The sequence below is a fragment of the Allobosea sp. NPDC055594 genome (assembly GCF_053618995.1).
In genome coordinates, this window is sequence record NZ_JBSHIO010000003.1 from 338,547 (window position 1) to 360,350 (window position 21,804).

The 21,804-nt window shown below is 67.4% G+C and carries 25 protein-coding genes; 14 read left to right on the forward strand and 11 right to left on the reverse strand.

Annotated elements, in window-relative coordinates:
* Nucleotides 1-96: 96 nt before the first annotated feature.
* Entirely contained in the window at nucleotides 97-792 is a 696-nt protein-coding gene (locus ACWGRX_RS08740; protein WP_452117226.1) for a pentapeptide repeat-containing protein, read from the forward strand.
* 93 nt (nucleotides 793-885) lie between these two features.
* Here ACWGRX_RS08740 and ACWGRX_RS08745 read toward each other — a convergent pair whose 3' ends face one another.
* Together ACWGRX_RS08745 and ACWGRX_RS08750 are read right to left on the reverse strand one after the other, a co-directional pair.
* Nucleotides 886-1,128, reverse strand: a complete 243-nt coding sequence (locus tag ACWGRX_RS08745; RefSeq protein ID WP_066477463.1) for a DUF2312 domain-containing protein — start codon at nucleotides 1,126-1,128, stop codon at nucleotides 886-888.
* A 78-nt stretch (nucleotides 1,129-1,206) separates the two neighbouring features.
* Nucleotides 1,207-1,980: an N-formylglutamate amidohydrolase gene (locus tag ACWGRX_RS08750; protein ID WP_452117227.1), complete on the reverse strand. Its 774-nt coding sequence runs from the start codon at nucleotides 1,978-1,980 to the stop codon at nucleotides 1,207-1,209.
* Nucleotides 1,981-2,208: 228 nt separating this feature from the next.
* Between ACWGRX_RS08750 and ACWGRX_RS08755 the strand changes: the two genes are divergently transcribed.
* The 4 genes from ACWGRX_RS08755 (at nucleotide 2,209) to pncB (ending at nucleotide 7,073) form a co-directional block, all read left to right on the forward strand.
* On the forward strand, nucleotides 2,209-3,516 hold the full coding sequence (locus ACWGRX_RS08755; protein ID WP_452117228.1) for a glycerate kinase type-2 family protein: 1,308 nt from the start codon (nucleotides 2,209-2,211) through the stop codon (nucleotides 3,514-3,516).
* A complete protein-coding gene (locus tag ACWGRX_RS08760; protein WP_452117229.1) occupies nucleotides 3,513-3,965 on the forward strand; it encodes a DUF1036 domain-containing protein in 453 nt (150 codons plus the stop codon). Before ACWGRX_RS08755 ends, ACWGRX_RS08760 begins: the two co-directional genes overlap by 4 nt.
* Before the next feature lie 125 nt (nucleotides 3,966-4,090).
* Entirely contained in the window at nucleotides 4,091-5,530 is a 1,440-nt protein-coding gene (gene pyk, locus ACWGRX_RS08765; RefSeq protein ID WP_452117230.1) for a pyruvate kinase, read from the forward strand.
* Nucleotides 5,531-5,768: 238 nt separating this feature from the next.
* Entirely contained in the window at nucleotides 5,769-7,073 is a 1,305-nt protein-coding gene (pncB, locus tag ACWGRX_RS08770; protein WP_452117231.1) for a nicotinate phosphoribosyltransferase, read from the forward strand.
* Nucleotides 7,074-7,095: 22 nt separating this feature from the next.
* Here pncB and ACWGRX_RS08775 read toward each other — a convergent pair whose 3' ends face one another.
* The 7 genes from ACWGRX_RS08775 to ykgO form a co-directional block, all read right to left on the reverse strand.
* Nucleotides 7,096-7,824, reverse strand: coding sequence for a class I SAM-dependent methyltransferase (locus ACWGRX_RS08775; protein ID WP_452117232.1), 729 nt, complete (start codon nucleotides 7,822-7,824; stop codon nucleotides 7,096-7,098).
* A 216-nt stretch (nucleotides 7,825-8,040) separates the two neighbouring features.
* A complete protein-coding gene (locus tag ACWGRX_RS08780) occupies nucleotides 8,041-8,754 on the reverse strand; it encodes an RES family NAD+ phosphorylase (protein WP_452117355.1) in 714 nt (237 codons plus the stop codon).
* A complete protein-coding gene (locus tag ACWGRX_RS08785; protein WP_452117233.1) occupies nucleotides 8,748-9,161 on the reverse strand; it encodes an MbcA/ParS/Xre antitoxin family protein in 414 nt (137 codons plus the stop codon). The genes ACWGRX_RS08780 and ACWGRX_RS08785 overlap by 7 nt, the downstream gene beginning before the upstream one ends.
* 73 nt (nucleotides 9,162-9,234) lie before the next feature.
* Nucleotides 9,235-9,489, reverse strand: a complete 255-nt coding sequence (locus tag ACWGRX_RS08790; RefSeq protein WP_452117234.1) for an alpha/beta fold hydrolase — start codon at nucleotides 9,487-9,489, stop codon at nucleotides 9,235-9,237.
* A 189-nt stretch (nucleotides 9,490-9,678) separates the two neighbouring features.
* Complete coding sequence (locus ACWGRX_RS08795; RefSeq protein ID WP_452117235.1) at nucleotides 9,679-10,191, reverse strand: alpha/beta fold hydrolase; 513 nt, start codon at nucleotides 10,189-10,191, stop codon at nucleotides 9,679-9,681.
* A gap of 48 nt (nucleotides 10,192-10,239) precedes the next feature.
* Nucleotides 10,240-10,890 carry a tetratricopeptide repeat protein gene (locus ACWGRX_RS08800; RefSeq protein WP_452117236.1) on the reverse strand — a complete coding sequence of 217 codons (651 nt, stop codon included), beginning with the start codon at nucleotides 10,888-10,890 and terminating at the stop codon, nucleotides 10,240-10,242.
* A 166-nt stretch (nucleotides 10,891-11,056) separates the two neighbouring features.
* Nucleotides 11,057-11,182: a type B 50S ribosomal protein L36 gene (ykgO, locus tag ACWGRX_RS08805; RefSeq protein ID WP_114828362.1), complete on the reverse strand. Its 126-nt coding sequence runs from the start codon at nucleotides 11,180-11,182 to the stop codon at nucleotides 11,057-11,059.
* Between the two features lie 290 nt (nucleotides 11,183-11,472).
* Between ykgO and ACWGRX_RS08810 the strand changes: the two genes are divergently transcribed.
* On the forward strand, nucleotides 11,473-12,384 hold the full coding sequence (locus tag ACWGRX_RS08810) for a tellurite resistance TerB family protein (RefSeq protein ID WP_452117237.1): 912 nt from the start codon (nucleotides 11,473-11,475) through the stop codon (nucleotides 12,382-12,384).
* A 146-nt stretch (nucleotides 12,385-12,530) separates the two neighbouring features.
* Here the strand turns inward: ACWGRX_RS08810 and ACWGRX_RS08815 are convergent, their stop codons facing one another.
* Together ACWGRX_RS08815 and ACWGRX_RS08820 are read right to left on the reverse strand one after the other, a co-directional pair.
* On the reverse strand, nucleotides 12,531-12,860 hold the full coding sequence (locus ACWGRX_RS08815; protein WP_291645781.1) for an SMR family transporter: 330 nt from the start codon (nucleotides 12,858-12,860) through the stop codon (nucleotides 12,531-12,533).
* Nucleotides 12,857-14,041, reverse strand: a complete 1,185-nt coding sequence (locus ACWGRX_RS08820) for a pyridoxal phosphate-dependent aminotransferase (protein ID WP_452117238.1) — start codon at nucleotides 14,039-14,041, stop codon at nucleotides 12,857-12,859. Before ACWGRX_RS08820 ends, ACWGRX_RS08815 begins: the two co-directional genes overlap by 4 nt.
* A gap of 358 nt (nucleotides 14,042-14,399) precedes the next feature.
* On the opposite strand from ACWGRX_RS08820, the gene ACWGRX_RS08825 reads away from it, so the two are divergent.
* From ACWGRX_RS08825 to denD (ACWGRX_RS08860), 8 genes are all read left to right on the forward strand, one after another.
* Nucleotides 14,400-16,250: an IlvD/Edd family dehydratase gene (locus tag ACWGRX_RS08825; RefSeq protein ID WP_291637602.1), complete on the forward strand. Its 1,851-nt coding sequence runs from the start codon at nucleotides 14,400-14,402 to the stop codon at nucleotides 16,248-16,250.
* A 267-nt stretch (nucleotides 16,251-16,517) separates the two neighbouring features.
* Nucleotides 16,518-17,357, forward strand: a complete 840-nt coding sequence (locus tag ACWGRX_RS08830) for an isocitrate lyase/PEP mutase family protein (RefSeq protein WP_452117239.1) — start codon at nucleotides 16,518-16,520, stop codon at nucleotides 17,355-17,357.
* The gene (locus ACWGRX_RS08835; RefSeq protein ID WP_452117240.1) at nucleotides 17,354-17,680 is read left to right on the forward strand and encodes a hypothetical protein; all 327 of its coding nucleotides are present in this window, start codon (nucleotides 17,354-17,356) and stop codon (nucleotides 17,678-17,680) included. The genes ACWGRX_RS08830 and ACWGRX_RS08835 overlap by 4 nt, the downstream gene beginning before the upstream one ends.
* The gene (locus ACWGRX_RS08840) at nucleotides 17,677-18,354 is read left to right on the forward strand and encodes a GNAT family N-acetyltransferase (protein WP_452117241.1); all 678 of its coding nucleotides are present in this window, start codon (nucleotides 17,677-17,679) and stop codon (nucleotides 18,352-18,354) included. The genes ACWGRX_RS08835 and ACWGRX_RS08840 overlap by 4 nt, the downstream gene beginning before the upstream one ends.
* A 1-nt stretch (nucleotide 18,355) precedes the next feature.
* Complete coding sequence (locus ACWGRX_RS08845; protein ID WP_452117242.1) at nucleotides 18,356-18,802, forward strand: GNAT family N-acetyltransferase; 447 nt, start codon at nucleotides 18,356-18,358, stop codon at nucleotides 18,800-18,802.
* A gap of 25 nt (nucleotides 18,803-18,827) precedes the next feature.
* Nucleotides 18,828-19,574 (forward strand): SDR family oxidoreductase, encoded by a 747-nt coding sequence (locus ACWGRX_RS08850; protein WP_452117243.1) that lies wholly within the window; start codon nucleotides 18,828-18,830, stop codon nucleotides 19,572-19,574.
* Between the two features lie 126 nt (nucleotides 19,575-19,700).
* Nucleotides 19,701-20,693, forward strand: coding sequence for a D-erythronate dehydrogenase (gene denD / locus ACWGRX_RS08855; RefSeq protein ID WP_452117244.1), 993 nt, complete (start codon nucleotides 19,701-19,703; stop codon nucleotides 20,691-20,693).
* Between the two features lie 25 nt (nucleotides 20,694-20,718).
* The gene (denD, locus tag ACWGRX_RS08860; protein ID WP_452117245.1) at nucleotides 20,719-21,702 is read left to right on the forward strand and encodes a D-erythronate dehydrogenase; all 984 of its coding nucleotides are present in this window, start codon (nucleotides 20,719-20,721) and stop codon (nucleotides 21,700-21,702) included.
* Nucleotides 21,703-21,804: the final 102 nt, after the last annotated feature.

The following is a 21,804-nucleotide window of genomic DNA, read 5'->3' on the forward strand; positions in this document are numbered from 1 at the left end:
ATGATCCGAGGCCGGCGTTTTCCGTCATGAATTGACGGCGCGGGAGCGATGGCCGACAGGGCTGCCAACTGAGAACGCACCCGCAGGAGCTTCGCGATGGCCGAGAACAGGACGCCCGACACCGTCGTCGCCGGCAACAGGCCCGATCGCTCCGAGCTGGCCGCTCTGGCCGCCCGGGAGCAACCAGCCCGCCTTTCCGGCTGCGACCTGCAGGGGCTCGACCTGTCGCGGCTGGACTTTTCCGACTGGACCTTCGAGCGCTGCAATCTCCAGCACGCACAACTGAAGGGCGCCATTCTGGAGCGCACGGGCTGGACATCGTGCAGCGCCGCCTTCGCCGACATGACCGCAGCGGACCTGACCGAGGCCAAATTCACGTCCTGCGACCTCAACAATGCCGGGTTGCGCGGGGCGAAGCTCACCTCCGCATCCTTCATCGGCTGCAAGCTCACGGGGGCAACCCTTACGGAAACCCGGTCGCTGGACACCTGCTTCCGCGACACGCTTTTGGTCTACGCCAAGCTCCGCGGCATGTCGTTTCGCGGGATGCACCTCGAGGGCGTCGACTTCTCGCAGGCCGATCTCGGCGACTGCGATTTCCGCGACGCGATCCTCGCGGGCGTCAGCCTGCGCGAAGCCTCGCTGAAAGGCGCGCGCTTTCAGGCCGCAGATCTGCGCGGCGCCGATCTCGGTGGACTGCGGCTCGGCGATGCCGCCGCCTTCAAGGGCGCGACGATCTCGCGTGAACAGGCCGGGCAGTTGCTGCGGGAATTCGGGCTGTACGTCCGGTAGCGAACAGCGCCAGGGCCGGACGGCCTCGATCGCCTGACGACAGGGGCAGTCCGGCTGGCAATAGGCGGGTTGGCGCTCGACGCGCCGCCCGGATCAGGGCGTCTCGCCGACGGCCTGCAGATAGAGGTCGAGGATCGCCTCCTCTTCCTTGCGCTCGTCGAGGTCGCGCTTGCGCAGCGCGATCACCTTGCGCAGCACCTTGACGTCGTAGCCATTGGCCTTGGCCTCGGAATAGACCTCCTTGATGTCGTCGGAGATCGTCTTCTTCTCTTCCTCGAGCCGCTCGATGCGCTGCACGATGCTAAGCAGCTGATCGCCTGCAACCGGATCGTCCATTCTCAAACCCTTCTTCGAAAATTGGTCGCAGGGGTTCGCCCGGATGGGCCGCGAGGTCAAGCGGGAAGCGGCCGGATTTCACATTTCTCGCGCGATTGCGAGGCTCGCGGGCAACAAGCGCGCCAGCCGCCTGCCCCAGGCGCGCGCCGCGTGCGGCTCGCCGATCAGGTCCTGGCGGATCTCGATAAGCGCGTCGAGCAAGCCGCGCCGCGTCGCATGCCGGTCGATCGTGTCGCCCGGCAGCCCGCCCCTATAGGGCTCGTTGTCGCCGACGGTCAGATCGCCTTCGTTCTGCAGCGCCGCGATCAGCGCCTGCGCCAGCCGGCCCTCGCGGTCCCAGAGCAGGCCGGCATGCCAGGGGCGGGGCACGCCCTTCCAGAACGGCGTGAAGGAATGCAGAGAGACGATCGCCGGCGGGTGCCCGGCCGCGATCGCGGCCTCGACCGCCCCGTCGATGGCGGCGTCATAGGGCGCGTAATAGCGGAGAATCCGCTCGGCGATGCCGGCCTCGTCGATCCGGGCGTTGCCGGGCACGAGCGCGCCATCCGAAATGCGCATCACCAGGGTCGGGTCGTCGCGCCCGCGATTGGGATCGATCAGGAGCCGCGAGAAATTGCTCAGCACCGCCGGCGCGCCCAGCGCCGCCGCCATGGCCCGCGTCATCTCGGCCGCGCCGATATCGTAGGCGATATGGCGCTCGAGCTGCTGGGCCGGCAGGCCGAGCCCGTCGAGCTCGGCAGGAATGGCGTTGGTGGCGTGGTCACAGAGCAGCAGCACGCCGGTCGCCGGATCACCCGGGATGATCTCGACCTCGCCGGGCCGCAGCACGGGAGCTCCGTTCGGCAAGGCCATCTGCGCTTCCATTCCGCCCTCGGAACTGCCTATGGCATCGGACTGAAAAGTGGAATCCACTTTTCGGAAAACTCCGATGCGATAACAAAAAGATAGATCACCGTAGCCGCGTCCGGACGGACGCGCCGCGATCTAGCAAATCGCGGATGACGCCCGCGCGTCAGCGACATAGAAGGGGCTGAGACGAAAGTCGATTGGCATGATCGGATTCGCGGGAAGGCCGACGGTTTGCAACAGCTTCGCAAGGCAATCGAACAGCGGCGCCGGACCGCACGGACGATCTTCGACGCCGCGGTGGCGCGCGCCCATCCGAGCAACTGGCTCGCCGGACACCTGCCCGAGCCTCAACCGTCCGGCCGCCTGATCCTGCTCGCCGCCGGCAAGGCCGCCGGGAGCATGACCGCGCTCGCGGAAGCGCATTATCTCGACACGCTCGGCCTCGCGCCCGAACGCCTGCTCGGCCACGCCGTCGCCCGGCACGGCTACGAGACCAAGACCCGCCACATCCCGATGGTCGCCGCCGGCCATCCGGTACCGGACGAAGGCAGCATCGCCAGCGCCGAGCGCGCGCTCGCGCTCGCCCAGGGCGCAACGGCCGACGATCTCGTCCTCGTCCTGCTCTCCGGCGGCGGATCGGCCAACTGGGTCGCACCGGCCGGCACGCTCACGCTGGCCGAGAAGCAGGCCGTCAACAAGGCGCTGCTGCGCTCGGGCGCGCCGATCGGCGAGATGAACATCGTGCGCAAGCGGCTCTCGCGCATCAAGGGCGGCAGGCTCGCCCTCGCCGCCACCCCGGCACGGCTTTTGACCATCGCGGTCTCCGACGTGCCGCATGATGACCCGGCCGCCATCGCCTCGGGCCCGACCGTGCCCGACCCCAGCACCATGGCCGATGCCCGCGCCATCGTCGCCCGCTACGGGCTGAAGCTGCCGCCGGCGGCCGAGGCACTCCTCGCCGACGAGACCAACGAGACGCCGAAGCCCGGCCATCCGGCCTTTGCCGGCAGCGACTACCGCATCGTCGCCCGCCCGGCCGACGCGATCGCCGCCGCGGTGGCAGCCGCCCGCGCCGCCGGTTACGAACCGATCGATCTCGGCCCCGATCTCGAAGGCGAGGCCCGCGAGGTCGCGCAGGGGCAGGCCCGGCAGGCCCTTGCGCTGAAGGCGGAAGGCCGGCGCGCCGCGCTGATCTCGGGCGGCGAACTCACCGTCACCATCGCCGGCAAGGGTCGTGGCGGCCCGAACCAGGAGTTCGCATTGGCGCTGGCCATCGCGCTCGCCAGCGAGCCGGGCATCGTCGCGCTCATCGGCGATACCGACGGCACCGATGGCGGCGGCGGCGAAGCCAGCGACCCGGCGGGCGCGATCATCGACGAGACGACGCTGGCACGCGCCCGCGCGCTCGGCCTCGATCCCGCCCAATCGCTGCGCGACAATGATTCGACCGGCTTCTTCGAAGGCCTTGGCGACCTGCTGCGGACCGGCCCGACCCTGACCAATGTCAACGATTGCCGCGTGATTCTGATCGATCCATGATTTTGAACGCACGCCTCGCCCGATCCGTGCTTCGCCTCGCCTTGCCGGGTGCGTTCCTGCTCGCAGGCGCCGTCCCGGCGCTGGCTGATCTGCGCATGTGCAACACCACGGGCAGCCGCGTCGGCGTCGCCATCGGCTATCGCGACGCCCAGGGTTGGGTCACGGAGGGCTGGTGGAACATCGCGCCGCGGGCCTGCGAGACCCTGTTGCGCGGCACGCTGGCGGCACGATTCTACTATGTCCACGCCGTCGACTACGACAAGGGCGGCGAATGGACCGGCAAATCGATCATGTGCACGCGCAACAAGGAGTTCACCATCCGCGGCATCGAGGATTGCCTGTCGCGCGGCTATGACCGCTCGGGCTTCTTCGAGGTCGACACCGGCGAGCAGAAGGGCTGGACGATCCAGCTGACCGACACTCCCGGCGCAGCGCCGCCGCGGCCTTGACCGCGATAGCCTTTCCAGTTCCGGGCGAGCGCAGAATCTTGCGTCCACGCTTGCCCTGGAGCCACGAATAAGCGACGGAACGACCGGACGCAGAACGAACTGCGCGAACAAGGAGAAACGACCCAATGTGGCGGGAACGACGGATCAAGATCATCGCGACATTGGGGCCCGCCTCCTCCACGCCGGAGATGTGTGCGAAACTTTTCCAGGCCGGCGTCGACGTTTTCCGGATCAACATGAGCCATACCCAGCGCGAGACGCTGCCCGAGAAGGTCGCGATGCTGCGGGCACTGGAGACGCAGTTCCGGCGGCCGGTCGGCATCCTCGCCGATCTGCAGGGGCCGAAGCTGCGCGTCGGCCAGTTCGGCGGCGATGGCGGCGTGCTGCTGGAGAACGGCGCGCGTTTCACCCTCGATTCAGATCCTGCCCCCGGCACGGTCAAGCGCGTCCACCTGCCCCATCCGGAAATCCTCTCGGCGCTGGAGCCCGGTCACAACCTGATCCTCGATGACGGCAAGATCCGGCTCGTGGTCGAGAAGGCCTCGGAGAAGCAGGCCGTGACCAAGGTCACGGTCGGCGGGCGGCTGTCCTCGCGCAAGGGCATCAGCCTGCCCGACACCACGATTCCGGTCTCGGCGATGACCGACAAGGACCGCTCCGATGCCGAGGCGGCGGCCGAGGCCGGCGTCGACTGGATCGCGCTCTCCTTCGTGCAGCGGCCCGAGGACATGGCCGATCTCCGCAAGATCGTCCGCGGCCGCGCGCTCGCCCTGGCCAAGATCGAGAAGCCGCAGGCGCTGCTGCGCCTCGAGGAAATCATCGATGCCTCCGACGCGATCATGGTCGCGCGCGGCGATCTCGGCGTCGAGATGCCGCTCGAGAAGGTCCCCGGCACGCAGAAGCGCATCACCCGCCTGTCGCGGCGCATGGGCAAGCCGGTGGTGGTCGCGACCCAGATGCTGGAGAGCATGATCACCGCCCCGGTGCCGACCCGCGCCGAGGTCTCCGATGTCGCGACCGCCGTCTTCGAGGGCGCCGACGCCGTGATGCTTTCGGCCGAGAGTGCCGCAGGCCAATACCCGGTCGAAGCCGTCACGATGATGAACCGCATCGCCGAGGAGGTCGAGAACGACACGACCTATCGCTCGATCCTCGACGCGCAGCGCGCCGAGCCGGAGGCGACCGGCGCCGACGCCATCGCCAAGGCCGCCCATGAGATCGCCTCAGCCCTGCATCTGAAGGCGATCGCGGCCTGGACCTCCTCGGGCTCGACCGCCTTCCGCCTCGCCCGCGAGCGGCCGAATTCGACGGTCGTCGCGCTGACGCCCAACCGCGCCACGGCGCGCCGCCTGACCCTGGTCTGGGGCGTGCATGCGGTCGTCACCAAGGACGCCAGCGACAATGACGACATGGCCTTCCGCGCCTGCAAATTCGCGGTGCGCGAGGGCTATGCGGCGCTCGGCGACCGCATCATCGTCATCGCCGGAGTCCCCTTCGGCACGCCGGGTGCGACCAACATGGTCCGGATCGCCTTCGTGGCGAAGGAGCATGTCGAACAGGCGTGAGGACGTCTCTTCGCGCTTGCTGAGGAAGCATGCCGTCTTTCCGGGGCTTCACGCAGCGAAGAGCCCGGACCCCATGAATACCACGGCCGGCAGCAAGACTGTCGGTCGTGGTATTCATGGGGTCCGGGCTCGGGCCTTGCAGCCTGCCCCGGAATGACCCTGTGCCGCCGCCCGCCATTCCCCTGCGGCCGCCCCTGCTCTACTGCTTGAGCGATCCTTCCAGCAGCCCGCGACGCCCATGGCCATCACCGACATCGCCTCACGGACCTACAACCACAGCTGGCGGCTCGACCCGATCGTGCGCAGCCTGCTCGACACCGATTTCTACAAGCTCCTGATGCTGCAGATGATCAGGAGCTTCCACCCGAAGGTCGAGGTCACCTTCGGGCTGATCAACCGCAGCAAGGCGATCCGCCTCGCCGAGGTGATCGACGAGGGTGAGCTGCGCGCCCAGCTCGACCATGCCCGGGAACTGCGCTTCACCAAGAAGGAGCTGATCTGGCTCGCCGGCAACAGCTTCTACGGCAAGACCCAGATGTTCACGCCGGATTTCATCGCCTGGCTCGCCGAGTTCCGCCTGCCCGATTACGAGCTGCGCAAGGTCGACGGGCAATACGAGCTGACCTTCGCCGGCCCCTGGACCCATTCGATGATGTGGGAGATCCCGGCCCTCGCCATCGTCAACGAGCTGCGCTCGCGCCAGGCCCTGAAGGGCTGGGGACGCTTCGCGCTCGACGTGCTCTATGCCCGCGCCAAGTCGAAGCTCTGGGACAAGGTCGAGCGGCTGAAGAAGCTGCCCGATCTGCGCATCTCCGATTTCGGCACCCGCCGCCGCCATGGCCATCTCTGGCAGCGCTGGTGCGTCGAGGCGCTGAAGGAGGGCCTGGGGCCGACCTTCACCGGCACCTCGAACGTGCTGCTCGCCATGGAGAACGATCTCGAGGCCATCGGCACCAACGCCCATGAACTGCCGATGGTGCTGGCGGCGCTGGCCGACAGCGACGAGGAACTGCGCGCCGCCCCCTATCGCGTGCTCGACGAATGGCGTCAGGTCTATGCCGGCAACCTCCTGATCGTGCTGCCCGACGCCTTCGGCACCACCGCCTTCCTCGACGACGCCCCCTCCTGGCTCGCCGACTGGACGGGCTTTCGCCCCGACAGCGCCCCACCGATCGAGGCCGGCGAGCAGATCATCGCCTGGTGGAAATCCCAGGGCCGCGATCCCCAGAGCAAGCTGCTGATCTTCTCCGACGGCATGGACATCGACTCGATCGAGGAGGCCTATCACCATTTCCACGGCAGGGTCCGCACCAGCTTCGGCTGGGGCACCAACCTCACCAACGACTTCGTCGGCTGCTCGCCGGTCGGCACGCCCGATCTCGACCCGATCTCGCTGGTCTGCAAGGTCGTCAGCGCCAATGGCCGCCCGGCGGTGAAACTCTCCGACAACCCGAACAAGGCCACGGGCGATCCGGCCGAGATCGCCCGATACCTGCGTGTCTTCGGCGGCGCGGATCGCAAGGCGAAGGCGGTCAGGGTCTGAGCCCGCCGCGATCCGCACGGTGTCAGCACTGTGCCGACACCAGCAGCATCATCGGCCGCTCCAGCTCCTCCGCCAGCCCGGGATTCTCCGCGATCTGGGCTGCGGTCGGCGCGAATTCCGCGACATGGCGGAGCGTCCAGCCGGCGGCGATCAGGCCGTTCAGCGTCGTACCGAGCGTCCGGTGATATTTGAGGACGCCGTCGGTGAACCAGTTGGTGCGGCGCTCGCCTTCCACGGCATAGCGGTTCACCGGCCAGGTCTTGCGCCCGTCCTCATCGCTCGACCAGCGCGGATGGGCCGCTGCCATGTAGATCGGGTGCTCGATCGTGAAGACGAAATGCGCACCCGGCGTAAGAGCCTGGTGGATCATGCGGACCAGCCGGCCGAAATCCGCGATATAGTGGAAGGTCAGGGCGCTGTAGGCGAAGTCGAACGCCGCCGGAGGCAGCTCAAGCGTCTCAAGATCGGCGATTTCATAGGCGATCGCGGCATCCGAGGTCTGCGCCCGGGCACGCGCGATCATCTTCTCGGAGACATCCAGACCCGTGACGCATGCGGCGCCCTGCTCGCGCGCCCAGCGCGCGAACCAGCCGAAGCCGCAGCCGAGATCGACGACCCGCTTGCCGGTCAGATCGGGGATGAGTGCGCGGATAGCCGGCCATTCCGGCGCCCCGGCGAGGCCGTGGACCTGCCGCGGAAGCTGGCTATAGCCGGCGAAGAATTCAGGATCGTCATAGATGTTCTGTGCCATGCAAAGCTCCATCGGTCATGCGGATGGACGAGGCACAGGCGAAAAGACGGCCTCGTCCGTTTCCGGCGAGGCTGCGGGTGCGCGATACGCTTGGACTAACGCGATCGATGCCCCGGCATCCCGCCAGTCGGGATGCCGGCGAGCCGGGCGACAATATGCGTATCCTTCTCGATCATGCCGGCATTATCTGGAGCAGAGCGAGGGCCTGTCAACGGGCTACCCGATCCGGAACACCCTCCCCGTCCCCGCCTCGCGGTAGAGATCCACGCGCTTGCCGTTCCAGTGATAGTCGAGATGCCGGCCCTGAACCGGATCGCGCGCGAGGTCCGGCCAGAACAGGCCGACGCATTCGCCGTCCGGCCGGCGCACGCTCGGATAGACGACGCCGTCCGAGCCCGACGCCCTGAGCCGCGCGCCCAGCGCCTGCCCGGCCTCGTACCCCTCCGCCAGTAGCAGCGGACTCGTTCCGACCGCTTCGCCACGCAGATCGTGCAGCGAGCCTTCAACCAAGAGAACGATCTCGCGGAACTGCGAGGTCCAGCCCGGCGGCTCCTGTGTCTTCGCCATGAAGCTTGCATGGTGATGGATCGTCTCGAGCAGCGCCGTCTCGAAGACGTCGCCGGCATAGAGCACGCCGAACGAGCCGTCGCTGAAGCGGCTCGGCCGGTCGCGGCTGACATGGGTGAAGGGCGCCATCAGAAGGCTCGCCCCGGGACCGGAGACGCGACGACTTGGCGGCACCAGATCGAGATTGCCGATCGTCTCCATCAGCCGCGGATTGGTCTTCATCTCGGCCGAGATCAGCAGTGGCCAATCGGCGGGGTCGGCGATGTCCTCGAACAGATCGACCGGCGGGAAGGCGCTGCGGATGATGCGGACCGCCGCCGAGCACGCGACCGGAACGACCGGAAACTCGCCGGAACTCACCAGAGCCCACGTTCGGCGTCGAGATAGCGCCGCACCCGCATCAGATCGGTGAGTTCGCCATCGAGCATGACCGCGAGCGCCGACTTGCCACCGAAGGCCTCGTTCGCAGCCCTGATCCAGGCATAGCCGCGCTGCGGCTCGCGGAAGATCAGGCGCAGCGCCTTGTGAATGCCCATCAGATTGGAGAGCCGCGCCGCACCGTCGCGGTCGATCCGGCCGATCTCGCCGGACTTCCAGCGCCGGTAGCTGCGCACCGGCTGGTCGAGCAGCATGGCGGCCTCCTCGTCGGTGACGCCCCAGAGCCGAAACAGATTGACCGCTGCCCGGAACATCGCCGCCGCCTCCTCCTGCGTGATCGCGGCGGGCGAAAACGGCGCAGCAGCGGTATTGACCGGAGAAAGCGCAGTCATGACCAATCCTCCATATGGCATCATATAGATAAATTGATGCCATATGGCAAGATTCGATCAGCGATTGGCTTGCTCAACGCCGTGCACGAGCCGCTGCGAACATCGCGTCGATAGCCGCGGCGATCAGCCCCGGCGCGGCATGCTGCGGCATATGACCGACGCCCGGCAGCAGCAGCAGGCGCCCCTGCGGAGCGTCGCGCGCCATCGCAGCCGAATGGATCGCTGGCGAAACGATGGTGTCGGCATCCCCAGCGATCGCCAGCACCGGCACTTCGAGCTCGCGATAGCGCGGCGCCTGATCGGCGAGGAAATCGAAAGCGACAGCCATGTCCTCTGCATTGGATTGCTGAACCTCGGGACGCAGCAGCAGGCGAGCCTCGCCCGCCGCCTCATGGCAAGGCCGTTGCGGGACAAGGCCCGAGACCGCGTCCGTCCCGCCGCCCAGCCGGTAGCGCGCCAGCGGCACGCCGACGACATGGCTGAACAGCGGCCCGATCCAGGGCGTAGCGGCGATGCGCTACGACCAGGCGATGCCGCCCGGCCAGGGATGGCTCATGGCGCCGAGCAGCACGAGGCCCTGCAGCCTTTCCGGTCGCTCCAGTGCGATTCGGGACGATATCGCGCCGCCGAGCGAATGCCCGACGAGCACGAAGCGCTCCGGCGCGATCCGGTCGAGCCCCTGCATCAGGGCCTGCGCCTGCCGGCCGGGATCGGCCATGTCCCGCCCACCCAAGCGCTCGCTCCAGCCATGGCCGGGGCGATCCGGTGCGATGACGCGATAACTGGAGAGCGCCGGACCGAGCGCCGCGAGCAGATCGGCATGATTGTCATAGGCGCCATGGAGCAGCGCTACCGTACCGCGCGGCTCCCCCGCCGGCCTGCACTCACGATAATGCAGCCGCCCGCCTGCAACCGCGACGAAAGCGCCTCGGGGCGGGTGGCGCGCCTCCACCTCGGCGCGGGTGACCTCGCTGAAGACGGCGAGGCCGAGCATGAGGAGCAGGATGGCGATCAGGGCGCAACGTAACATTGCCGCTCCATCGCGGGCAATCGCATTGAGTCGCTACGCGAGCGCGATTCAGGCGTCGCGACCGTCGACCTCGATCTTGAGCGCTTCGACGGCCTCCTTGACCGCTTCGAGCTCGGGATAGATCGCCAGCACCTGCCGATAGGCGATCATGGCGCGCTTGTCGTCGCCCTGCTGGCGCAGGATCGTGCCCAGCCCCATCATCGCGCCATAATGGCGCGGCTCGCGCTTCAGCGTCTCACCGATGTCGTAAAGCGAGCGAATCGGGTCCCCCAGCAGGAAGAGCGCATTGGCGCGCTGGTTCCAGCCCTCGGCCCAGTCCGGCTCGAGCGTGATCACGCGGTCGAGCAGCTCGATCGCCAGCGGCAGCTCCTGCGCCTTCACGGCCTGCTGCGCCCGGCTCATCAGGAGGTCGACTGTGTCCGAACCGGAGCGCGCCCAGCGGCGCTGGATCAGATTGGCGATGCCCTTGGCCTCTTCCGGCGTCTTGGCGGCAGCCAGACGCTCGAACAGCTTGTCGAGTGTCGCCGCCGGGCTGCGCGGCGCCGGCGTCTCTGGCTGATTGGGATTGTCGTCGATGTCGGCCGGCGGCACCGCGCCGTCGCGCGACGGCGGTGTCGGCTGCGCCCAGACGGATAGCGGCGCCGTCACGGCAAGCGACAGCGGCACCAACGCCAAGCGGAGGAAACGGGCGAGCCTCATGCCCGTGAATGTAGGCGGCATCGGCCCGGCGTCAATTCACGGGACGGCGAACTCGCCGGAAAGCCAGGACGGCCAAGCCAAAAAAGCGGGCCGCACCGAAGTGCAGCCCGCTCCTGTTCCGGTCTGGCACAGTGCCGGTCGACGCGGCGCAAAGCCGCGTCAAAACTCAGCCCTGGCGCGCCTTGAAGCGCTTCTGGACCTTGTTGATGATGTAGACGCGGCCCTTGCGGCGCACGAGCTGGTTGTCGCGATGACGGAGACGCAGCGACTTGAGCGAATTGCGGATCTTCATGGCTCGAACTCCCATCGGCTCGCCCTGCGACGAAACCGGTCAAAAATTTTGGCGCGACGCGAACCGTTTGACCGGCCCTCATCGAACAAACGACAGCGCGCCTGATGCGATGGCGGCTGTATAAGGCCTTTGACGCCGAAAGCAAGGGCGAAGACGCCGAATTCATCGCCTTTCTCGCGGCCGACCCGCCGCCATCCTCCCGCCGTTTTCGCATGACCCGTCTAGCGGCCACAGAACGCGGTGCCTAGAGTGCGCCGCCGCCCCGGCATGCCTTCCGAAGGAGTCCTTCGATGTTCAACGCCAAATCCCTTCTCGATGCGCTCGTCAGCGCCGGCAGCCAGATCGGTGCCCAGGCAGGGCAGCAGGGCGCTCAGAGCGGCAGCGGCGGGCTGAGCGGCATGCTCGGCAACATCGCCCAGCAGGTCCAGCAGGCGGGCGGCGCCGGCGGCCTCGCCGGTATGGCCGGCCAGATCTTTGGCCAGGCCACGCAGGGCGTGCAGGACGCAGCCCAGAAGACCGGGCTGCAGCAGGGCGCCACCGACATCGTCGGCCAGATTTCCGGCGGCAAGACGCCGGAGGAGCTACTCGCCCAGGCGAAGGGCATGCTCGGCAACAACCAGCTGGCCGCCGGTGCGGTCCTCGGTGGCCTCGGCGCGCTGATCTTCGGCACCTCGGCCGGGCGCTCCATTGCCGGCTCCGCCGTCAAGGTCGGCGGCCTCGCTCTGGTCGGCGGCCTCGCCTACAAGGCCTATCAGAACTATCAGGCCGGCAAGCCGCTGCTCGGCGCCGAGCAGCGGGTCCTGCTGCCAGCCCCCGCCGGCTCGGGCTTCGAGCCGGAAGCCGCGAGCGACGCCAATGCGCTGATCTTCATCCGCGCCATGATCGCCGCCTCGGCATCGGACGGCCATATCGACGACAGCGAGCGTGGCGCCATTCTCGGCGGCCTGCGCGAGGCCGGCTTCGACCCGGAGGCAAATGTCTGGCTCGCCAACGAGATGGCGAATCCCGCCTCGGTCGACGAGCTGGTCGAGGGCGCCGAGTCGCCGGAGCTCGCGGCGCAGATCTACACGGCCGCCCGAATCGCCATCAATCCGGACAAGCCGGCGGAAAAGGACTTCCTCGCCGGCCTCGCCGGCTCCCTCGGCCTCGATGCCGAGCTGGTGGCCAATATCGACGCCGCCGCGAGCGCCGCGAAGGTCTGAGGCCGGCAGGGGACGCCCCCCCCTGATCAGCCGTCACTCCGGACAGGCCGGATCAGCGGCGCCGCTCCGGAATGCCGCGCCAAGAACAGAGAGCACCGGAGCCTCACTCGGTGCAGACCGGCCTCACCCTGCCCACGCCGCCTCGCTCAGTGAGCCACCGACTTCGAGAAGGCGTTGATCACGACGACGCCGGCGACGATCAGGCCCATGCCGATCACCGCCGGCAGGTCGAGCTTCTGCCCGAACAGGACGAGCGCGATCAGGCTGATCAAGACGATGCCGACGCCCGACCAGATCGCATAGGCGATGCCGACCGGCATGGTCCGCAACGTCAGCGACAGGAAGTAAAACGCGCTCGCGAAGGCGACCAGCGTGATCAGCGAGGGCACCGGCCGGGTGAACTGCTCGGACGCCTTCAGCGCCGAGGTGCCGATCACCTCGCTGACAATCGCGAATGCGAGATAAAGATAGCTCATGCAGCCTTGGCGCTCTTGAGGAACTCGCCCATCCGGCCGAGCGCCCGCTCGATATTCTCCAGCGAGTTGGCATAGGAGAGGCGGATATAGCCCTCGCCATGCACGCCGAAATCCGGCCCGCCAATGGTCGCGACGCCAGTCTCCTCGAGCAGCGCCGAAGCGAGCCTTTTCGCCTTCCAGCCGGTCTGCGAGACGTTCGGGAAAGCGTAGAACGCCCCCTTCGGCTCGATACAGGAGACGCCAGGCAGTTCGTTCAGCCCGGCGACGACCGCCTTCCGGCGCCGGTCGAACTCCGCCAGCATCATCGCGACCGCGTCCTGCGGGCCGGTCAGCGCCGCGAGCCCCGCCCATTGCGCCGGCGCGTTGACGCAGGAATGCGAGTTCACCGCGAGCTTGCGGGCATTGTCGTAGAGCGGCTTCGGCCAGATCGAGAAGCCCATGCGCCAGCCGGTCATGGCATAGGTCTTCGACCAGCCATTGAGCAGGATCAGCCGGTCGCGGATTTCCGGATAGCTCAGCAGGCAGACATGCTTCTCGCCGTCATAGAGCATCTGGTCGTAGATTTCGTCCGACATCACGGCGACGTGGGGGAAGTTCGCGAGGCCGGCGACCAGCTTGTCGACCTCGGCCTTGGGCGTCACGCCGCCGGTCGGATTCGCCGGCGAGTTGACGATCAGCAGCCGCGTCTTCGGCGTGATCAGCGACAGCGTCTCCTCGGCCGAAAAGGCGAAGCCGTTCGCCTCGCGGATCGGCACCGGCACCGGCGTCGCGCCGGTGTACTCGATCATCGAGCGGTAGATCGGGAAGCCGGGATCGGGATAGAGGATCTCGGCGCCGGGCTCGCCGAACATCAGGATCGCCATGAACATGGTCACCTTGCCGCCCGGCACGATCATCACCTCTTCCGGCGAGACGTCGACGGCATAGCGCTTGTGCAGATCGGCCGCGACCGCCTCGCGCAGGGGCAGGATGCCGTTGGCCGGCGTGTAGCCGTGATGGCCGTCGCGCAGCGCCTTCACCGCCGCCTCGACGATATGCTCCGGCGTCGGGAAATCCGGCTGGCCGATGCCGAGATTGATGATGTCCTTGCCCTGGCGCTGCAATTCGGTCGCCCGCGCCAGCACGGCGAAAGCGTTTTCCTCGCCGATCCGGGCGAAGGATGGGACGACCTGGAGCGTCATGGCGGTTTCCTCTTGCGCTTGTTGTCGCACCCGTCCCGCAGGCCGGGCCGGCCTTGTCCATCTGTCTTGGCCGCAAAGCCGCGCCCGGGCAAGCCTGCTCTCGGCCCCCGCATCTGCGCCCCTCGCCGGGCTGGGCCGCATTTGGAACACTTGCAAACTGCGCCGCCGCGACCTTTGCTGGTGCCGGGCGTGCATTGGCGATTGGCAGGCCGCTCAAAGCTGCTGTATGCAGAATACAGCAGCAACGGCAAGTGCGCTTGCCGTGCTGCCGTGGCCGGCATGACCTGTCGGTCAAATCGATTTAAAGACGATGCCGAAGCGGCTCGAAGGCCGCCTGGCCGCGAGAGGAAACGACGGGATGGCCAAGAGCCCCACAGGCAAGACGCCGAGCAAGTCTTCGAACGGCAAGAAGCCGGTCCGCAGGATCAAGCCGGAGCAGCTGCGCTCCAAGGCCTGGTTCGATAACCCCGCCAATGCCGACATGACCGCGCTCTATATCGAGCGCACCATGAATTTCGGCCTGTCGCGCGAGGAGTTGCAGTCGGGCCGCCCGATCATCGGCATCGCCCAGACCGGCTCCGACATCGCCCCCTGCAACCGCCATCATCTCGAGCTCGCCAGCCGCGTCCGCGACGGCATCCGCGAAATGGGCGGCGTGCCCTTCGAGTTCCCGATCCATCCGATCCAGGAAACCTGCAAGCGGCCGACCGCCTCGCTCGACCGCAACCTGCAATATCTCAGCCTGGTCGAGATCCTCTACGGCTACCCGATCGACGGTGTCGTGCTGACGACCGGCTGCGACAAGACCACCCCGGCCCAGATCATGGCGGCTGCGACGGTCGACATCCCGGCGATCGCGCTGCCGGGCGGCCCGATGCTGAACGGCGACTTCCGCGGCGAGCGCACCGGCTCGGGCACGATCGTCTGGAAGGCGCGCCAGATGATGGCGGCCGGCGAGATCGACTATCGCGGCTTCGTCGACCTCGTCGCCTCCTCGGCGCCGTCGGCCGGCCACTGCAACACCATGGGCACGGCCTCGACCATGAACGCGCTCGCCGAGGCGATGGGCATGACCCTGCCCGGCGCCGCCGCGATCCCGGCCCCCTACCGCGACCGCTATGAGATGGCCTATCTCACCGGCCGCCGCATCGTCGAGATGGTCTGGGAGAACCTGATCCCCTCGAAGATCCTGACGCGTGAAGCCTTCGAGAACACCATCGTCATCAATTCGGCGATCGGCGGCTCGACCAACGCACCGGTCCACGTCAACGCCATTGCCAAGCATATCGGCGTAGCCCTCGACAACGAGGACTGGACCAAGATCGGCTACGACACGCCGCTGCTGGTCAACATGCAGCCCGCCGGCGAGTATCTCGGCGAGGATTATTACCGCGCCGGCGGCCTGCCCGCCGTAATCGCCGAGCTGCTCGAGAAGGGCAAGCTCAAGCCGGCGATCACCGCCAATGGCCGCACCCACGAAGAGAACTGCAAGGGCTTCTTCGCGATCAACCGCGACGTCATCAAGAGCTATGACGAGCCGATGAAGAAGGAGGCCGGGTTCCTCAACCTCTCCGGCAACCTGTTCGACTCGGCGATCATGAAGACCTCGGTGATCACGCCGGAGTTCCGCAAGCGCTATCTCGAGAACCCGAAGGACCCGATGGCCTTCGAGGGCCGGGCCATCGTCTTCGACGGACCGGAGGATTATCACCACCGCATCGACGATCCGGCGCTCGCCATCGACGAGCACTGCATCCTGTTCATCCGCGGCGTCGGGCCGATCGGCTATCCGGGCGCGGCAGAGGTGGTGAACATGCGGCCGCCGGATTACCTGATCAAGAAGGGCGTTTCCGCGCTGGCCTGCGTCGGCGATGGCCGCCAGTCCGGCACCTCGGGCTCGCCCTCGATCCTCAACGCCTCGCCGGAAGCGGCGACCGGCGGCGGGCTGGCTCTGCTTATCACCGGCGACAAGGTCCGCATCGACCTGAAGAAGCGCACCGCCAACATCCTGATCTCGGATGAGGAACTGGCGCAGCGCCGGGCCGAGTTCAAGGCCAATGGCGGTTACAAGTATCCGAAGAGCCAGACGCCCTGGCAGGAGATCCAGCGCAAGATCGTCGGCGAGCTGTCTGAGGGCATGGTTCTCAAGCCGGCGGTCAAGTACCAGAAGATCCACAAGAAGTTCGGCGTGCCGCGCGACAACCACTGATCGCGCCCGCAACGATCGCGACGCCATCCAGCGTCTACGACATCGCCCCGCCCGCGCGACCGCGCCGCGGGGCGATGCTCTTTCAGCCGCGAAGGACATGTCGTCGGGATCCGGGCCCGGGCCGCTCGCGGCGCCATCCGGCCCGCCTCAGGACACGGCATTCGCATGGCGCATCCCGGCTTGCCCCCCGATGCGGGGCTGCGGGGCTGACAAATCGGCGCAAGAACGACAGTATGGCGCCCCTAGACCGTTTTGAAACGATTTAAAATGGCGTACAGCCCGCAGGTCGAGATCTTCCGTAGGCTTCATGAAGCCGGCTGCTTCGTCATGCCCAATCCCTGGGACGAAGGCTCGGCGCGTTGGCTGCGCGGACAGGGCTTTCCGGCCCTGGCCTCGACCAGCGCCGGCTTCGCCTTCACCAGGGCCCGTGCCGACCAGGACGTGCCGCGCGACATGATGCTGGCGCATCTCGCCGAGTTGGTGAAGGCCGTGCCGGACCTGCCGATCAATGCGGATTTCGAGAACGGCTATGCCGACGCGCCCGATGGCGTTGCGGCCAACGTCAAGCTCTGTATCGCGACCGGCGTCGCCGGCCTCTCGATCGAGGACGCGACCGGCCGCGCCGAGGACCCGCTCTATCCGTTCGAGCTTGCGGTCGAGCGCGTCCGTGCCGCCCGCCGCGCCATCGACGAAACCGGTTCCGGCGTGCTGCTGACCGCCCGGGCCGAGTGCTTCCTGACCGGTCACCCCGATCCGCTGAACGAGTCGGCGCGCCGCATCAGCGCCTATGCGGAGGCGGGCGCCGACGTGCTCTATGCCCCCGGCCCGAAGACTGCGGCCGATATCGGCACCATCGTCGCCGCGGCCGGCGGCAAGCCGGTCAATACACTGGTCTATGGCGATTTCGGCCTCAGCGTTCCCGACATCGCTGCGGCGGGCGCCCGCCGGATCTCGATCGGCGGGGCGCTCGCCCGCGCCGCCTGGGCGGCCTTCATCGAGGCCACCCGCCTGATCCGGGACGAAGGCAGCTTCAGGGGCTTTGCCGGCAATGGCGCCTCGGCCCCGCTCAACCCGTTCTTCCGCGACGATCTGAAGGCACGCTCGTGAGCGGACATCTCCTCATCGCACCGGAATGGCTCGGCCGCAGCGGCCTCTGGCTGGTCGACGCCAAGGGCAAGCGCAAGCCGGTCGACGCCGAGGATGTCGGCCTCTCCGACGATCTTGCCGACCGGCTCGAAAGCTGGATGGATTCCTTCGACGCGATCTATGACGAAGCCGATGAAGCCGCCTCCGATTTCGGCAACGCGGTCGAGCGGCTCGCCTGGGAAGCCGAGGGCGCCGCTTTGGCAGAGGCCATCATCGGCGAGGTCGGCTCCGACTGGGACGTCATCCAGGACCTGAACGGCTGGCGCGAAAAGGCGACGAAATGAACCCGGCTCTGGACTGGACTCCCCCGCCCTTCCCGCCCGCCAAGGTCCTCGACGGCCGCTATTGCCGGCTCGAACCGATCGACCCAGCCCGTCATCTCGACGATATCTGGACGGCAATGGCCGGCCATGACGCGCTCTGGGAATGGATGCCGGCCCATCCGCCCAAGGACAAGGCGGCCTATGGCGAATTGCTGGCGACCATGGTCGTCAAGCCCGGCATCGTGCCCTTCGCCGTGATCGACAAGGCCGACGGCAAGGCCAAGGGCCATCTCTGGCTGATGGAGATCCGCCCCGAGCAGGGCGTCTTCGAGGTCGGCTACATCACCTACTCGCCGTCCTTGCAGCGCACCCGGGTGGCGAGCGAGGCGATCTATCTCTGCGGCGCCTATGGCTTCTCGCTCGGCTATCGCCGCTATGAGTGGAAGTGCAACAATCTCAACGAGCCTTCCAAGCGCGCGGCCCTGCGCTTCGGCTTCCAGCATGAGGGGCTTTTCCGCCAGCACATGGTGGTCAAGGGCCGCAACCGCGACACCGCCTGGTTCTCGATCACCGATGGCGAGTGGCCGCAGCGGGCCGAAGCCTTCGAGCACTGGCTGGCGCCGGAGAATTTCGATACGGAAGGCCGGCAGAAGACCTCGCTGACGGATTTCATGAAGCAGGCGAAAGCAGCCTGACATGTCGCTGCGCCTCGCCTCGACGGACGATATCCCGGCGATCGCCGCGCTGACCGAGGCTGCCTACCTGCCGAATGAGAGCATCATCGGCGTGCCCTCGCTACCGCGCATCGCCGACTATCATCAGGTGCTGGCAGAGCATGAAGTCTGGCTCGCCGAAAGCGACGGCACGCTCGACGGCGTCCTGGTGCTCGAGGAGGCCCCGGCGAAATTCACGCTCTGGAGCATCGCGGTCGCACCAGCCGCCGCCGGCCGCAAGGTCGGCTCAGCCCTGATGGATTTCGCCGAGGAGAGGGCCCGAGCGCTCGGCCACGACGCCATCCACCTCTATACCCATGCCAGGCTTGCCGAGCGCATCGGCTGGTATGAGCGGCTGGGCTACCAGACCACACATTTCGAGGATCTGCCGGACCGCCGGCTGATCCATATGCGCAAGAACCTCCGATAGTCGGAAAGTACAAGGAAGAAGCACAATGGCTGGACGTTTGAAGGGCAAGGTTGCGGTCGTCACCGCGGCTGGACAGGGCATTGGCCGCGCGATCGCCGAGGCCTTCGTCGCCGAGGGCGCGACCGTCTGGGCGACCGACAAGGACGTCGCCTTGCTCGAGGGCATTCCGAAGGCCAAGAAGCGCAAGCTCGACGTGCTCTCGACCAAGGCGGTCGAGGCCTTCGCCGAGAAGGTCGGCACCATCGACATCCTCGTCAACGCCGCCGGCTTCGTGCATCACGGCACCGTGCTGGAATGCGACGACAAGGCCTGGGAGTTCTCCTTCGACCTCAACGTCAAGTCGATGCACCGCACGATCAAGGCCTTCGTTCCCGGCATGCTCGCCGCCGGCAAAGGCTCGATCGTCAACATCGCCTCGGGCGCCGGCTCAGTGCGCGGCATCCCGAACCGCTATGTCTACGGCGCGACCAAGGCGGCGGTGATCGGCCTGACCAAGGCGGTCGCGGCCGACTACATCAAGAAGGGCATCCGCTCGAACGCGATCTGCCCCGGCACGATCCAGTCGCCCTCGCTCGACCAGCGCATCATCGAGCTCGCCAAGGCGACCAATGTCACCGAGGCGCAGGCACGCCAGGCCTTCATCGACCGCCAGCCCATGGCCCGCCTCGGCACCGCCGAGGAGATCGCCTGGCTCGCCGTCTATCTCGCTTCCGACGAGGCGAGCTATACCACCGGCCAGATCCACCTCGCCGATGGCGGCTTCGCGCTCTGAGCGCGCCTTTCGTCCGGCAGGAACCGGCCGGGCGGCAGAAATCCTCATAAGGTCAAAAGACCGGGCATGGTCCGCGGGAGTGGCGTTCACTCCTGCGGGCCATGCTGCAGCGACGGGAGAGACGCCATGCATGTCCTGATCACCGGCGCCGGCGGCATGATCGGCCAGCGCCTTGCCGCACGCCTGGCGCGCGAGGGCACCTGCAACGACCGGCCGATCTCACGCCTGACCCTGACCGATGTCGTCGCTCCACCAAGGCCTACCGGCTTTTCCGGAGAGATCGAGACGCGCACCGAGGATGCCGCCGAGCCCGCGGTCGCCGCAGCCCTCGCCGCGCTGCGGCCCGACATCATCTTCCACCTCGCCGCGATCATCTCGGGCGAGGCTGAGCGCGATTTTGACAAGGGCTACCGGATCAATCTCGACGGCATGCGCAACCTGCTGGAAGCGATCCGGCAGGAGGGCCTCCGCAACGGCCCTTACGTCCCCAAGCTGGTCTTCTCCTCGTCGAGCGGGATTTTCGGCGCCCCCTTCCCGGCTTCGATCTCGGACGAGTTCCACGTCACGCCGCTGACCAGCTACGGCACCCAGAAGGCGATCGGCGAACTCCTGCTCGCCGACTATTCGCGCCGCGGGCTCATTGAGGGCGTCGGCGTCCGCTTCCCCTCGATCGTGATCCGTCCGGGCAAGCCCAATGCCTCGGCAGGCGGCTTCTTCTCCGGCATCATCCGCGAGCCGCTGCAGGGACTGGAGGCGCTGCTGCCGGTCGAGGACAGCGTGCTCTTCAGCCATGCCAGCCCTCGCTCGGCCGTCGGCTTCCTGATCCATGCCGCCGGCCTCGGCCGCGAACAGCTCGGCCCGCGCATCAATCTCAGCATGCCCGGCGTCTGCGTCACCGTCGGCGAGCAGATCGAGGCGCTGCGTCGGATCGCCGGCGACAAGGCGGTGAAGCTGATCCGGCGGGCGCCCGACAAGGCATCGGCCGAGATCGTCAAGGGCTGGCCGACCCGCTTCGACGCCGCCCGCGCGACTGCGCTCGGTTTCAAGGCCGAGAAGGATTTCGACGAGATCATCCGCATCCACATCGAGGATGACCTCGGCGGCCGTCTTCCGAACTGACAATCAGGACATCGAGGAAACACCCATGCATATTCTCGTTCTCGGCGGCGCCGGCATGGTCGGCCGCAAGTTCATCGAGCGCCTGGCGCGCGACAAGGAACTCGGCGGCAAGACGGTCGACAAGGTCACGGCCCAGGACATCTTCCCGGCCAGCCCGCCGGCCAACGCCCCCTTCGCCTTCGAGACGCTGACCTCCGACCTGTCGCAGCCCGGCGAGGCCGAGAAGCTGATCGCCTCGCGCCCCGAGCTGATCGTCCATCTCGCCGCCGTCGTCTCCGGCGAGGCCGAGGCCGATTTCGACAAGGGCTACCGCATCAATCTCGACGGCACGCGCTATCTCTTCGAGGCGATCCGCCACGCCGGCGACGGCTACAAGCCGCGCGTGGTCTTCACCTCCTCGGTCGCCGTCTTCGGCGCGCCCTTCCACGATAAGATCGAGGACGAGTTCTTCACCACGCCGCTGACCAGCTACGGCACCCAGAAGGCGATCGGCGAACTCCTGCTCTGCGACTATAGCCGCCGCGGCTTCTTCGACGGCGTCGGCATCCGCCTGCCGACCATCTGCGTCCGCCCGGGTACGCCGAACAAGGCCGCCTCCGGCTTCTTCTCCAACATCATCCGCGAGCCGCTGAACGGCCAGGAAGCGGTGCTGCCCGTCTCCGACCAGGTCCGCCACTGGCATGCCTCGCCGCGCTCGGCCGTCGGCTTCCTCGTCCATGCCGCGACCATGGACACCGCCGCGATCGGCCCGCGCCGCGCCCTGACCATGCCGGGCTATTCCTGCACGGTCGCCGAGCAGATCGAGACCCTGCGCAAGGTCGCCGGCGAGAACGTCGTCAAGCGCATCCGCCGCGAGATCGATCCGGTGATCGACAAGATCGTCGCCGGCTGGCCGCGGAACTTCAACGCCCAGCGCGCGACGGCGCTCGGCTTCAAGGCCGAGGCGAACTTCGAGGAAATCATCCGCGTCCATATCGAGGATGAGCTCGGCGGCAAGTTCGTCGCGTAAGGACCGAAGGTCGAATGCCTCCACCGTCATGCTCGGCCTTGTGCCGAGCATCCACGTCTTGAACACCGCACTCGATCAGCAAAGACGTGGATGGTCGGGCCA

What these genes read in the sequence shown, in the direction of transcription:
- ACWGRX_RS08800 (WP_452117236.1), bottom strand. Translation starts at nt 10,890, where the DNA reads ATGAGGCTCGCCCGTTTCCTCCGCTTGGCGTTGGTGCCGCTGTCGCTT.
- ACWGRX_RS08740 (WP_452117226.1), top strand. Translation starts at nt 97, where the DNA reads ATGGCCGAGAACAGGACGCCCGACACCGTCGTCGCCGGCAACAGGCCC.
- denD (WP_452117244.1), top strand. Translation starts at nt 19,701, where the DNA reads ATGCATGTCCTGATCACCGGCGCCGGCGGCATGATCGGCCAGCGCCTT.
- ACWGRX_RS08815 (WP_291645781.1), bottom strand. Translation starts at nt 12,860, where the DNA reads ATGAGCTATCTTTATCTCGCATTCGCGATTGTCAGCGAGGTGATCGGC.
- ACWGRX_RS08790 (WP_452117234.1), bottom strand. Translation starts at nt 9,489, where the DNA reads ATGGCTGTCGCTTTCGATTTCCTCGCCGATCAGGCGCCGCGCTATCGC.
- denD (WP_452117245.1), top strand. Translation starts at nt 20,719, where the DNA reads ATGCATATTCTCGTTCTCGGCGGCGCCGGCATGGTCGGCCGCAAGTTC.
- ACWGRX_RS08810 (WP_452117237.1), top strand. Translation starts at nt 11,473, where the DNA reads ATGTTCAACGCCAAATCCCTTCTCGATGCGCTCGTCAGCGCCGGCAGC.
- ACWGRX_RS08795 (WP_452117235.1), bottom strand. Translation starts at nt 10,191, where the DNA reads ATGTTACGTTGCGCCCTGATCGCCATCCTGCTCCTCATGCTCGGCCTC.
- ACWGRX_RS08775 (WP_452117232.1), bottom strand. Translation starts at nt 7,824, where the DNA reads ATGGCACAGAACATCTATGACGATCCTGAATTCTTCGCCGGCTATAGC.
- ykgO (WP_114828362.1), bottom strand. Translation starts at nt 11,182, where the DNA reads ATGAAGATCCGCAATTCGCTCAAGTCGCTGCGTCTCCGTCATCGCGAC.
- ACWGRX_RS08820 (WP_452117238.1), bottom strand. Translation starts at nt 14,041, where the DNA reads ATGACGCTCCAGGTCGTCCCATCCTTCGCCCGGATCGGCGAGGAAAAC.
- pncB (WP_452117231.1), top strand. Translation starts at nt 5,769, where the DNA reads ATGGCCATCACCGACATCGCCTCACGGACCTACAACCACAGCTGGCGG.
- ACWGRX_RS08760 (WP_452117229.1), top strand. Translation starts at nt 3,513, where the DNA reads ATGATTTTGAACGCACGCCTCGCCCGATCCGTGCTTCGCCTCGCCTTG.
- ACWGRX_RS08785 (WP_452117233.1), bottom strand. Translation starts at nt 9,161, where the DNA reads ATGACTGCGCTTTCTCCGGTCAATACCGCTGCTGCGCCGTTTTCGCCC.
- ACWGRX_RS08840 (WP_452117241.1), top strand. Translation starts at nt 17,677, where the DNA reads ATGAACCCGGCTCTGGACTGGACTCCCCCGCCCTTCCCGCCCGCCAAG.
- ACWGRX_RS08850 (WP_452117243.1), top strand. Translation starts at nt 18,828, where the DNA reads ATGGCTGGACGTTTGAAGGGCAAGGTTGCGGTCGTCACCGCGGCTGGA.
- ACWGRX_RS08750 (WP_452117227.1), bottom strand. Translation starts at nt 1,980, where the DNA reads ATGGCCTTGCCGAACGGAGCTCCCGTGCTGCGGCCCGGCGAGGTCGAG.
- ACWGRX_RS08830 (WP_452117239.1), top strand. Translation starts at nt 16,518, where the DNA reads ATGGCGTACAGCCCGCAGGTCGAGATCTTCCGTAGGCTTCATGAAGCC.
- ACWGRX_RS08845 (WP_452117242.1), top strand. Translation starts at nt 18,356, where the DNA reads ATGTCGCTGCGCCTCGCCTCGACGGACGATATCCCGGCGATCGCCGCG.
- ACWGRX_RS08745 (WP_066477463.1), bottom strand. Translation starts at nt 1,128, where the DNA reads ATGGACGATCCGGTTGCAGGCGATCAGCTGCTTAGCATCGTGCAGCGC.
- pyk (WP_452117230.1), top strand. Translation starts at nt 4,091, where the DNA reads ATGTGGCGGGAACGACGGATCAAGATCATCGCGACATTGGGGCCCGCC.
- ACWGRX_RS08825 (WP_291637602.1), top strand. Translation starts at nt 14,400, where the DNA reads ATGGCCAAGAGCCCCACAGGCAAGACGCCGAGCAAGTCTTCGAACGGC.